Genomic DNA, 12516 nt, shown 5'->3' on the forward strand with positions numbered 1-12516 from the left:
CACACATCCATATTATGAAATTTCATTTAGCGTGTCGGCAAACCGTTTAATTCCAAGTTGAATTTGTTCTATATTCGCTCTACCAAACGTAAATCGTATATATTCATTTTTCGAACCTAAAACACTGCCCGGAACAAATGCGACACCATTCCGTATAGATTCACCTAATAAGTGATATTCATCAAACTTTCCTTTCACTTTACACCATACATGTATTCCACCCTCTGGCACGAAACATTCAACTCGGTCTCCCAATGTTCCTTCAAGCTCTGCAATTAATTCATCTCTTCTTTGCTTCAATTGTCCACGAAGTATCGTAATATGTGTATGAAAATCCTTTGATTCTAAAAATTGATTTGCTACCCACTGCGTAAATACACTATGGCCAAAATCAACTTGTTGCTTTGCATCTGCTAAACGCTCAATTACGCGTGTAGGACCAATTATCCATCCAATACGTAATCCTGATGCAACAATTTTTGATAATGAACTTATATAAAGAACATTTCCATTTTGGTCCATTGATTTTAATGTCGGGTTCACTTCTCCATTAAAAGAAATTAAACTATACGGATCATCTTCTACAATTGGTATACCGAACTCAGAAGACAGTTCTAAAATCTTTTTACGTCTCGCTAATGAAAGCACAGTACCCGTTGGATTCTGATAATCTGGATTCAAAAATACCATACGAATGCGATGCTTTTTGTTCAAATCGATTAAGTCATCTGGATTCATTCCATGCTCATCAACAGGTAAATGAAATATGTTTAAACCGGCCGATTTAAACATTGGAAGCGAAAAACAATACGAAGGATCTTCAATCGCAATCGCATCGCCAGGTTTTAATAAACATTGAACGATAAGATTAAGCGCCTGTTGTGCTCCAGATGTAATAAGAATAGAGCTTGAATCTGCTTCAATTTGTTTATATTGCTGAACATGTGCTGCAATTGTTTTTCTCAACATCTCATTTCCAAGTGGATGGTCATAGCCGAGATTTTCCATAAATGTTTTCTCCGACAAAATTGTTCGAAATCTATCACTCGGAATTAATTCTGGTGACAGTTCACCACTTGCTAGATTAATTAAATCATCTTTTTGTGTTTCCGTTCGAATTTGTTGAACGAGTGGTACGTTAGGTAAGAACGATCCATCCTCCACATATCTACCCCAGTTCGGTATTCGTTTATGTGAGACACCCCATATGTCTGTATTAACCCGTGTTCCGCTTCCTTTTTGCCGTTCTACTACTCCAAGTGATTTTAATTCTTCATACGCAGCTACTATTGTACTCCGGTTCACCTGTAATTCCTTTGCCAATATACGCTCAGAAGGTAACTTACTATCAGAAGGAAATTCACCTGAAGAAATGCCTCTTTCAATATAATCAGCAATTTGTTTATATACAGGTGTCTTATCTGCACGATTTGGTTTCCATTCCATCTAGTTCCCTCCTTTTAAAACGAACTATCCTCATTTTTTACTAACAGTATTCACCGTAAAAATAGTATTAATTAGTCACATTTTCTTATCCGCAAATCGATATATCCAAAATGACTCTCTTTCTGATTACTCAATAGCTTCTGAAATTCCAACTTCATACTCTCATTTCAGTTCTTTTACAAACTATCAAATCATTACCGCATACCATGTTACCCCGACCAGTAGAACAAAAAGAAGAAAAATATAGATTGCAGATAAGTTTTTCACATTTCTTTTTGTAGACTTACCGTAATTCTCCTCCACGTTTCTTGCAACTAGTACAGTCCCAAACAGCGATACAATTACAATAATAACGACTAGTGAAATTGCAAAACTCATTGTCTTTTCACCTCTCTAAGACCCATCTATTTTAATTAAAGAACTTACATAAAAACCTTCCTCTTTAAAACGTTGATAACATACTACCTTTCTTCTCTTATCATAATAGATGTTTGCAAAAAGCGGACCAACCACTTTTATGTTTTTTTGCTCATCCACTTAAAAAATAAAAGCAACTGATCACTTATGATCAGTTGCTTTTTCGTAAAGTTAATTATATTCATTTTTCACTTAAAATTGATCCGATTTAAAAGTTTAGTCTTTTCATAATGAAACATCGACTGAGATAACTCGAAAATTGTCCCGTTTACAAGACAAACTGTATTTTCAATAAGAAGCGCCGGATCACCTTCATTTAATTCTAAAAGCTGTGCATTTTCTTTATTTACTTTTTCACAACTAATAACTTTATCAGCAAAACCAATATTTAATCGTAAATCTTCAATGAAATAACTGTATACAGAGCTTAATGCTATTTCTTCGTTCAAATATGGAATAATATCCTTTTTGAAATAACTTACTTCAATAGAGAATGGTTTAGCATCTACAATTCTTAAGCGCTTCAAAAAATACAACCTAGTCCCAGCTTCGCATTGCATCCGCTTTGCTATCTCTTCGTCCACATCTATTACTTCAAGCTCTAACACTTTCGTTTCAATATTTTGTGAAACAAGATTTTTCGTTAATCCACGTAAACTTCCTAAATTAATGTAATCTGTTACAGAAGTTTCGCGTAAAAACATACCACTACCTTGCACTTGAAAAATATAACCTCTATTCACAAGCTGACTAATTACTTTACGTATCGTATTACGGCTTACTTCAAATCGATTCATCAACGCTTCTTCTGTAGGTAGTTTTTTCGTTTCATTAAAAAGCCCATCTCGAATGTTTTGCTCTAACACATCTGCAATTTGTTTATACTTTGCACTCATACACTTTCTCCTAAAATACTCTTTTATCTGTTATAACTCTTCCCCTCTCGTTTCGATCACACGTTTATACCAATGAAACGAAAGTTTCTTCTTACGTTTTAAGTTATCATTATGATCGACAAAAATAAAGCCATATTGCTTTTTATATCCATTTAACCAACTTAAAAGATCAATCACTGACCATGCATAATAACCTTTTAAGTTAATTCCCTCTTCAATTGCACGCTTCATTACTTTTAAATGCGCTTCAATAAATTTAATTCTCGGAACATCTACAATTTCTCCGTCAATGATTGGATCTTCATCACCAAGTCCATTTTCCGTTACATACATCTTTATGTCACCGTAACGCGCTTTCAACATATGCAATCCATCTAAGAAACCTTCGGGAGATATTTCCCATCCCCATTTTGTATATGTTTTATCATCCATTTTAACTGTTCGATAAAAACCATCAAAAGAAGGGTTACCTGGAGCAAGCGTTGAGTTTTCTCGAGAATGTTCCTCACTCTTTATATCTATATCGTATCTTTCTACTCGTATTGGTTGATAATAATTCAAGCCAATAAAATCATTTTCTTCTGCATTTTGTTTAATGATTTCTAATTCTTCAACCGTCCAATTAGGAGTCCATCCTTTTTCCTTTAATTGTTGTACAACATAAGACGGATACTCGCCTTTTAAAATTGGATCATAATACCAATACGTTTCATATTCATTCGCATGATTTGCTGCTCGTATATTTTCTTTTTGATCATCCACACTATAAGCAGGTAAGAAAACATGTGTAATCCCAATCTCACCATATTGTTTCAGCTGCTTGTACACCGCAACTGTTTTCGCATGTGCATAAAATACATAATGAGTCGCTTGAAAATACTTAGGAACATCATTTTGGATTCCTGGTGGATGTGCACCTTTTAAATAACCTAATCCACAAAACATTACTGTCTCATTAAAAGTAATCCAATGCTTAACTCTGTCACCAAATGCCTTAAAACAAGTTTCTGCATATTTCACGAAAGCCTCTGCTGTTCTTTTATTCGTCCATCCACCATCTTTTTCTAACGGTAATGGTAAATCCCAATGATATAAAGTGACAAACGGCACAATCCCGTATTTTAAACATTCATCAATTAAGTTGTTATAAAATTCAATCCCTTTTTCATTTACCTTTCCATCTCCAGTCGGCAATATTCTCGCCCAAGAAATAGAAAAACGATACGATTCTAATCCCATCTCAGCCATTAAGCGAACATCTTCCTTATATCGATGATAATGATCAACAGCTACATCACCATTTGTTCCATTGTATGTTTTACCAGTAATTTTTGAAAACTCGTCCCAATTCGTAACACCTTTTCCATCTTCATTCCATGCACCTTCTACTTGATAAGAAGCTGAAGCAGCTCCGAATAAAAAATCATGTGGAAACTTCATAGTATATACCTCCATTTCATTACAACAAATAAAATTCATTCATACATATAAAATTTATAGGTACAAATTTTATATGTATGATTATATCTTATGTTTTTATTTTTTTCTATTATAAAAGTACAATTTCTATTGTTGGTTATTGGAAAAGAAAAAGAAGCGATATATTTTATCGCTTCTTACTCTCATCATCTTTATTCTTTTATTAATGACTTATTCGCTCTTATAACTTCTTGATACAATAATGGTGACCACTTTTCATTTATGTAGTCTTGAATTACCCAGCCCACTCTCGAAGAATTCTTTTGTTTTATATGGTTTGCAATTTCAGGATTTATATAAGAAGCGTAGTAATATGGACTATTCCATGCTGTACCACCAGAAGACAAGCTTGTAAAATTAATATATAGATGATTTAAATCCTCGCTATTGTTCATCGTTTCATCCATCATATCTTTAATAGATTTTACTTTCTCATCATAACTCACTTTATATTTATCTTGTACTGTTACATTTACATTTTGGTTTACAGTTGTGGTAAACGTCTCATTATCTGGCCAATAAAAATTATTATATCCTCCAGATTCATTACTATCACCATATCTTTTTAGTAGTACAATTTTCCCACGAGCATCTCCTAATTTTATATTTCCTTCTGTTTTTAAAAAGATAGGATCAACATAATAATTTTTTTCAAACGTACTACTAAATGAACCTTCTGCCCCTTTCATATCCTCATACTCTTTTTTTAAGGACATAATAATCGTTTCACTTGGGTTATCTTTTAAAAATTGTTTCGCTTCGTTTATGAATTCATGCAGTGTTACATAAAGATATAATGGTCCATGATGAAGAACTATCGTATTATCATCTGTTAAACGTCCTCTTATATCGAAAATTCTAGCTCCATGATCCATTTGATAACGAAAATCATATTCTTGCGTCATTCCCCATACTTGCTTAATCGGATTTTGCAACTTGAATGTCCCACTATCATGTGTTCCTGGAATTGAAATTCGTGCTAACGGGATATTATCATGTATAGGTTGCATCCATTTTGACCAATTTTCAAGCTCATTAACAGAGCTAGCTGCAACTACTTGCTTATCATGTAAAGCAAATACAAATGTGATAAATATTGTACTACATATGAATAATTTCAAAATTAACTTCTTATTGCTCATTATTATCCCTCTCTCTTTCTGTTTTTACATCAAACTTATTGAATATAATATAAGCTAGTTCATAAAAAATAAATAACATTTCATCAATATGAAATATTGCATAGAAGTAAAGTTAAAAAATCATTCACATATACTAAATTAGAAAAATTTAAAGGAACTTCATCTGAAGTTCCTTTTGCTTATTTTATGTTCAATACATATGAACCATCTTTATTCTCATATTTATAGACGTATAAATAATATTTTCCTGGCTTTGCATTATAAGTTCCTTTAACTACCTTTCCTTCATTTTCACCATATGCTACATAGTTATTTAAATCTGATTCATGATGAAGTACCCATGTCATGCCGATATTTTGTTCATTTAGTAGAGAAATATTAATATTTTCCGGTGAGTCAATTTGGAAAGTAAATACATCTACTCTATCACTATTATGTAGCGTTCCTTTCACCGGTGTATGAAAGTTAACTTTATTTGCCTGTCTAGGCTCATTGTTTGGTTCATTTTCTGTTACTTGTAACTCATTCCCACCGTTTGGTTTTCTTTGTTCATAACCTAAGTTTACTAGTATAGACTTCAAATCTGGTAAAACACCAATTTTATCTGCATATGGATCTTTAGATTTTGTTCCTGTGCTCTGGTTGCTTAATATTGCTCTTAGTTCACTTGGTCTATATGGTTGTCCTAAATTTTCTTTAGCAATGCTTTGTACTAAAGTCGCTGCCCCAGCAATAATTGGCGAAGCACTTGATGTTCCGCTAAAGCTTGAAGTATAAAGATTTACAGCACTTCTACTTTGCTCGGCTGTAGTTGTATCTACATTTTCTCCCCATCCGTACACATCAATACGGCTTCCATAATTCGAAAACCACATACGTTCATGAGGGAAAGATGAAGAGCCAGCTCCTACCATAATTGCACCCGAATCTTTAAAATCTTTACTATTACGATTTAAGACTTGCTTACCTTTTCTATCTTTGAACTGATCTAAATCATTCCACCCATTTGCTCCAGCCTCTATAATTACAATTCCCTTATCTGTACCAGCACGAATTGCATCAAAAATATCTGGTTGTACTTCGACAGGTAAATATTTATCACCATATCCATCAAAGGATGCTTGCGCCTCTAACAATAAAACATCCCCAGCTTCTAACTGATTTACAGCGCTTAATATTGCATCAGCCGTATTATACTGTCCGTTATCTCTTATTTGAGAGATAACCTTTGCTTTCGCTTTTGGCGCAATCCCAATATTCCCAACTCCATTGTCCTCAGAAGATACAATTCCTAGTACAGACGTCCCATGACCGACATGCTGATCTATATTTCTTCCAGACATTAATTCAATATTTTGATGTAATAAATCCTCATGATTTAATAGCCATCCGTATTCCATATCAACAAAAGTGATACCATTTCCATTACCGCCTTGAATTCCCCAGGCGAAAGGCGCATTAATACCGTATGGGGCTGCTTCAAGATAACCTTGTTTTTTAAATCTAGGATTGTTATTAGGATTAAGAGCTACACTTGATGATTGCACTTCAGGTGGCATTATTTTCTCTTGTTTCTTCATATACGCATCTTCTATTAAAGAAGATGCCTTTAACTTATCTACTATTTCTTCTTCATACCCACTATTTTGATTTTGAAGAATATAGTAGTTTAATAAACTTGTAGATACATGATTAGGTGCTTTCACTTCAAGGTTTTGTATTTGTTCCGGGCTTACAGATGTGAATAAACGAGTAAATGTTACATCTGGATATTCTGTCAAAAGATCTTTTATTACTTTATCATTCGTTTGAGATTGTATTTGTTTTTCAATACCATCTTCATATGGCAAATCCAAATCCGCTTTAAATTTTACAATGATTTGCTTATCTGTTTCTTGTTCTATCCCTAATTTACTCTGCTGTTCTATAGAATCAGCATATACACTATTGATAGTGCCTCCTGTTCCTAAAAGTGTTGTAATGATTACAGTTGACGCACACATTTTTTGAAATATTTTCATTACATCAATCCTCCTATTAATAATTATTAATCATTATATTAATCTATAATAATTTTATTTCTATAACGTATTCCCTTTCTACTAAATAGATTATAGTAATCAGAAATATGAACTTCAACGTATTTTCATATGCAATATTTCATATTCTGACTCTACACTACACGAATATGAAACTTATAGTGATTATTTATTTTATATGTGCTAATATACTTACATTAATATATTACGCATATACACATTTCAAACTACATTACTTAATAGTTTCACCTTAATTTTTTCTTAGGAGGATTTATAATGAAATTACTAAAAATAAAACATATAATCCCTTTATCTGCGGCTGCAATTACATTCGTATGTAGTCAAAGTACAGCTGAAGCTTCTACTATTCATACAGTAAAAAAGAACGATACACTTTGGGGCATTAGTAAACAATACGGCGTTTCAATACAATCCATTAAACAGGCTAATCATAAAGGAAACGATCAAACCTTTATTGGCGAACAGTTACATATTCCAGGGGCCACGAACTCAAATGAAATTACCGTTCGTCAAAACGTCAAACCTGCGAACATTTCTGGACAAATTATTTATCAAGTACAACAGGGAGATTCATTAGAAACGATAGCAAAGCGTTACAATGTTACCGTTCAATCTATAAAACAAATTAACAATACAGTCGGAAACAAGCTTTATACAGGACAACATTTAAAAATAAACTCAAGCATTTCACAAAAAGAAAAAGACTTAATGGCACGCTTAGTTACTGCTGAAGCAGGTGGCGAATCCTATAAAGGAAAAGTGGCCGTAGCAAAAGTTATCCTAAATCGTGTAAACGCAAAAGGTTTTCCAAATACAATAACAGGCGTTATTTATGAACCTATTAAATATGGATATGCATTTACTCCTGTTACAGATGGAAGAATTAATCATCCGGCAAGCCCAGAAGCAAAAATGGCAGTAGAAGAGGCTATCTCCACAAATGGCATACATTCTGATTGGCTTTATTTCTATAATCCGAAAACATCAACAGACAAATGGATTACGACACGTCAAACAGTAGCAGTAATCGGTAACCATGTCTTCGCTAAATAAGATCTAAATTCATTAACAGACCTCTTCACTTAAAAGGTCTGTTTTTTTATATGTAAGATGTTATTAATCATATGAAATAGTGATTTTTCAAACTATTTCTTCTTTCAAATAAAAAATTTTGTATTTACTCCACCACTCGGAGAAATTAATAAAGCATCAAGTTCAAAAACCCCTTCTTTATTCATAAAAGCTATTTCTTAACTTCATAAAATTGTTATACACTAGAAAAATAGAAAACAAACTATTCGTTAGCAGGTGAAAGAATATGTATGATGTTACAATTATCGGCGCTGGAGTAAGTAGCATTTTTATGGCTTATTCACTAGCTAAAAGTAACAAAAAGGTTTTAATTCTGGATAAAGGTAAAGCGCTAGAAGATCGTCATTGTCCTCTAGACGAAGGAAAAGCGTGTACTTGTACTACATGTGCTAAATATTTCGGGTTTGGTGGTTTAGGAAAATCTGAAGGGAAATTTAATTATACAAACGGATTTGGTGGCGAACTTGAGCAAAAAGTCGGTAAAGAAGGCTTTATACAACTCATGGCTGAAGTAGATGAAATTCTATGTCAGTTCGGAGGAAATGCTGTTTCAAAATATTCTACAGAAAATCCAACTCTCAATCAGAGAGCTAAAGCGTGTGGTTTACAAATGCTAACAACAGAAGTAAGGCATCTTGGTACTACCCTTTCAAGTGAGATTTTTCAGCAACTCTATGAATTTTTACTTACGAAAATAAATATTCAATTTCATATAGATGTGCAACATATTATGAAACAGAAAGATCATTTTACAATAGAGACAAATGAAGGAACAGTTCAATCTAAACAACTAGTATTTGCAACTGGACGGTCCGGAGCGGATTGGTTAAAAGAAATGTGCACTTCTCTCAATATCTCTCAGAAACAAACTCGTGTAGATTTAGGTATTAGAGTAGAGATGAACGAACACCAATTACGTTCTATATTAAAAGATACATTTGAAACAAAGCTTTCTTATGAGCATGAACACTTCACAGCAACTACGTACTGTATGAATCCGAAAGGACGCATTATTAGAAAGTACGAAGAAGGTTTAGTTATGCCTGACGGTCAAAATTTTCGAGAGCAAGGAACTGGCACACCTAACTTAAATTTCACTTTATTTATCCCGCGCTATTTTTCAACTCTCAAAGAAGCAAATGTATACGCAAGTTCAATTATTAAAAGCATTAACCAAGGACGAGATCGAATTGTTATACAGCGCTTAGAGGACTTACTAAATAAACAAGCTACAACAGAGAACAACATGAAACATAACCGTATACGTCCTACACTACAAGGAGATTATGGAGATTTGCATACAGAAATTCCACCATTATATATTGAAGGACTTAAAGAATTTTTATTACGCTTAGAGCAATTCATCCAAGAACCGATCGATAAAGATACTTTATTATATGGAATTGATGGAAAGTTCTATGCTCCTACGATAAAAATTAATAATCATTTTGAAACTAGTATACACGGGCTATTTTTAATTGGAGATTGTTCCGGCGTTACGCATTCATTATCTCAAGCAGCCGCAAGTGGGTTGTATGTTGGAAAATATTTATCTCATATTTAATTACTTTCATTAAGATTGCAATCAAATATTTTAACTTCCATAGTAATAGCTTACTACCGATTCTCCCGTAAAAATAGGGATTTTACGAGAGAAATATTTAATATAGCCGTGTATTCAAAACTATTGACATTTAATTCTAACTAATTGAATGTCAATAGTTTTTAAAACCTCTATTCATTTCCCCTTTCATTTGTTCGATATTTTGTAACATCATCATAGTGTTTAATATGTTAGGATGTCTATAAGTATTTTTTACTACAACTATGACTTTTTCTGCTCTGTTTCCAAAAAATAGATTTATGCTTTAAAATTCCTCATTGTACGTATATGAATACTTCATATTATTACCTTTAAAAAACATAAGCTAAATGGTTCATTACACTCTAATAGTTATGAAAATATAATATATAACACAAGTTAAATAAACTGTATAAAGAAGGTGTAAAAATGAAAAATAAAATCAATTTACAAATGAAAAATATAAGCTTTGTTTTAATAATTGCTTTAGCAGTATGGTTAAAAACATATCTTATTACAAGATTCAGTTTTGATTTAAAAATTGAGTCTTCTACACAAGAGCTTATTTTGTTTATTAGCCCTCTTGCTTTATCATTAGCATTTGTCGGATTAGCATTATTTGCAACTGGTGAAAAGAGAAATTATATCGCGCTATGTATTAATTTCTTATTAACAATCGTACTTGTTGGGAATGTAATGTTCTATGATTTTTATAGTGATTTCGTTACGTTACCAGTACTTGGGCAAACATCAAACTTTGGCCAATTAGGCGGCAGTATTATAGAAATATTGAACTACAAAATTATACTCGCATTCGTAGACATTATTTTCTTCTTTATTTTATTGAAGAAGAAATCAATAGTCTTCAAAACAGGACGTGTAACTCATCCGGCACGCTTCGTATATTTTCTTTTAACGATTGGTGTATTTTTTGCGAATCTACATCTTGCAGAAAAAGAGCGACCTGAACTATTAACGAGATCCTTCGACCGAGTTATGCTTGTTAAAAATTTAGGACTATACACGCATCAAATATATGATTTAACACTACAAGTAAAAGCAGGTTCACAAAAAGCACTTGCTGATAGCAGTAAATTACAAGAAACAGAAAACTACGTAAAGGCAAACCAAAGTGAACCGAACCCTAGCATGTTTGGTGCAGCGAAAGGAAAAAATGTAATTGTCGTTACTCTTGAATCCCTGCAAACCTTCTTAATAGGAGCATCAGTTAACGGGCAAGAGGTTACACCATTCTTGAATCAATTCATAAATGAAAGCTATTACTTCGATAACTTTTTCCACCAAACTGGGCAAGGAAAAACATCCGATTCTGAATTTCTAATTGATACGTCGTTATATCCATTAAATCGAGGAGCTGTATTTTTCACACACGGTAACAATGATTATACTGCGACTCCAGAAATTTTACGTCAGCAAGGTTATTTCACTTCTGTATTCCATGCAAATAACGCAACATTTTGGAATCGTAACATTATGTACTCTGCTCTTGGTTATGATCGTTACTATAACGAACTTGATTACAAAATTACGCCCGAAACAAATTTAAATTGGGGATTAAAAGATATCGAATACTTTGATCAATCTGTAGATATATTAAAAACTGTTGATCAACCATTTTACGCTCGTTTCCTCACTTTAACAAACCATTATCCATTTACGTATGATGAAGATACAAAATTCATTGAACCATATAACTCTGGTAATGGCGTATTTGATCGTTATATCGTAACAGCACGTTACTTAGACGAATCAATTAAAAGATTTATTGAGCGTTTAAAAGCCGAAGGAATGTATGATGATTCTATTATTGTGTTGTATGGTGATCATTATGGCATTTCTGAAAAACATAATCGCGCAATGGCACAGTTTTTAGAAAAAGATCAAATAACAGAATTTGATACTTTAAATTTACAACGCACACCTTTATATATTCATATGCCTGGCCAAACAGAAGGTCAAACAATTTCAAAGCCTACGGGACAAATCGATATGAAACCTACTATTCTAAATTTACTCGGGATTGATACTACGAACGATATTCGTTTTGGTCATGATATGTTTTCAGATGAATATACCGGATTTGTTGTTTTACGTGATGGGAGCTTTATTACAGACAAGTATGCATACACAAACAACACTTTCTATGACCGTATAACAGGTGAAATTGTAGATTTACAAAAAAAAGAAGCACAAGCACTCATTAACCGTGCACAAAATGAATTACGAATGTCTGACAAAATTATTGAAGGTGATTTATTACGTTTCTCAGAAAGTAATAAAATGAAAACTGGCGAAGTACAAACTAAAATTAAAGAGACTGAAAAATAATTTAAATATGAAAAGGGAGCAACTCATTACAGTTGCTCCCTTTTACTCTCTTA

At 32.9% G+C, this 12516-nt stretch carries 9 protein-coding genes; 3 read left to right on the plus strand and 6 right to left on the minus strand.

What is annotated here, in order from left to right:
• Positions 1-12: 12 nt before the first annotated feature.
• The 6 genes from KZZ19_RS18260 to KZZ19_RS18285 all read right to left on the minus strand — a co-directional run bounded on the left by KZZ19_RS18260 (position 13) and on the right by KZZ19_RS18285 (position 7401).
• A complete protein-coding gene (locus KZZ19_RS18260) occupies positions 13-1446 on the minus strand; it encodes a PLP-dependent aminotransferase family protein (protein ID WP_237979292.1) in 1434 nt (477 codons plus the stop codon).
• Between the two features lie 186 nt (positions 1447-1632).
• A complete protein-coding gene (locus KZZ19_RS18265) occupies positions 1633-1824 on the minus strand; it encodes a hypothetical protein (RefSeq protein WP_000006456.1) in 192 nt (63 codons plus the stop codon).
• A gap of 227 nt (positions 1825-2051) precedes the next feature.
• Positions 2052-2759, minus strand: coding sequence for a GntR family transcriptional regulator (locus KZZ19_RS18270; RefSeq protein ID WP_237979293.1), 708 nt, complete (start codon positions 2757-2759; stop codon positions 2052-2054).
• A gap of 30 nt (positions 2760-2789) precedes the next feature.
• Positions 2790-4199 (minus strand): glycoside hydrolase family 1 protein, encoded by a 1410-nt coding sequence (locus KZZ19_RS18275; RefSeq protein WP_237979294.1) that lies wholly within the window; start codon positions 4197-4199, stop codon positions 2790-2792.
• Between the two features lie 191 nt (positions 4200-4390).
• The gene (plcA, locus tag KZZ19_RS18280) at positions 4391-5380 is read right to left on the minus strand and encodes a phosphatidylinositol diacylglycerol-lyase (RefSeq protein WP_237979295.1); all 990 of its coding nucleotides are present in this window, start codon (positions 5378-5380) and stop codon (positions 4391-4393) included.
• Positions 5381-5559: 179 nt separating this feature from the next.
• Positions 5560-7401, minus strand: coding sequence for a S8 family peptidase (locus tag KZZ19_RS18285; RefSeq protein WP_237979296.1), 1842 nt, complete (start codon positions 7399-7401; stop codon positions 5560-5562).
• Positions 7402-7695: 294 nt separating this feature from the next.
• Here KZZ19_RS18285 and KZZ19_RS18290 point away from each other — a divergent pair, with 294 nt between their 5' ends.
• The 3 genes from KZZ19_RS18290 to KZZ19_RS18300 all read left to right on the plus strand — a co-directional run bounded on the left by KZZ19_RS18290 (position 7696) and on the right by KZZ19_RS18300 (position 12463).
• Positions 7696-8493, plus strand: a complete 798-nt coding sequence (locus KZZ19_RS18290; RefSeq protein ID WP_237979297.1) for a cell wall hydrolase — start codon at positions 7696-7698, stop codon at positions 8491-8493.
• Between the two features lie 265 nt (positions 8494-8758).
• Positions 8759-10096, plus strand: a complete 1338-nt coding sequence (locus KZZ19_RS18295) for an NAD(P)/FAD-dependent oxidoreductase (RefSeq protein ID WP_237979298.1) — start codon at positions 8759-8761, stop codon at positions 10094-10096.
• Positions 10097-10543: 447 nt separating this feature from the next.
• Positions 10544-12463 (plus strand): LTA synthase family protein, encoded by a 1920-nt coding sequence (locus KZZ19_RS18300; protein ID WP_237979299.1) that lies wholly within the window; start codon positions 10544-10546, stop codon positions 12461-12463.
• Positions 12464-12516 lie beyond the last annotated feature (53 nt).

The sequence above is a fragment of the Bacillus thuringiensis genome (assembly GCF_022095615.2).
In the GTDB taxonomy this organism is placed as follows: Bacteria; Bacillota; Bacilli; order Bacillales; family Bacillaceae_G; genus Bacillus_A; species Bacillus_A cereus_AG.

Coding starts and splice junctions, on each gene's coding strand:
- KZZ19_RS18260 (WP_237979292.1), bottom strand. CDS start 1,446: ATGGAATGGAAACCAAATCGTGCAGATAAGACACCTGTATATAAACAA.
- KZZ19_RS18265 (WP_000006456.1), bottom strand. CDS start 1,824: ATGAGTTTTGCAATTTCACTAGTCGTTATTATTGTAATTGTATCGCTG.
- KZZ19_RS18270 (WP_237979293.1), bottom strand. CDS start 2,759: ATGAGTGCAAAGTATAAACAAATTGCAGATGTGTTAGAGCAAAACATT.
- KZZ19_RS18275 (WP_237979294.1), bottom strand. CDS start 4,199: ATGAAGTTTCCACATGATTTTTTATTCGGAGCTGCTTCAGCTTCTTAT.
- plcA (WP_237979295.1), bottom strand. CDS start 5,380: ATGAGCAATAAGAAGTTAATTTTGAAATTATTCATATGTAGTACAATA.
- KZZ19_RS18285 (WP_237979296.1), bottom strand. CDS start 7,401: ATGAAAATATTTCAAAAAATGTGTGCGTCAACTGTAATCATTACAACA.
- KZZ19_RS18290 (WP_237979297.1), top strand. CDS start 7,696: ATGAAATTACTAAAAATAAAACATATAATCCCTTTATCTGCGGCTGCA.
- KZZ19_RS18295 (WP_237979298.1), top strand. CDS start 8,759: ATGTATGATGTTACAATTATCGGCGCTGGAGTAAGTAGCATTTTTATG.
- KZZ19_RS18300 (WP_237979299.1), top strand. CDS start 10,544: ATGAAAAATAAAATCAATTTACAAATGAAAAATATAAGCTTTGTTTTA.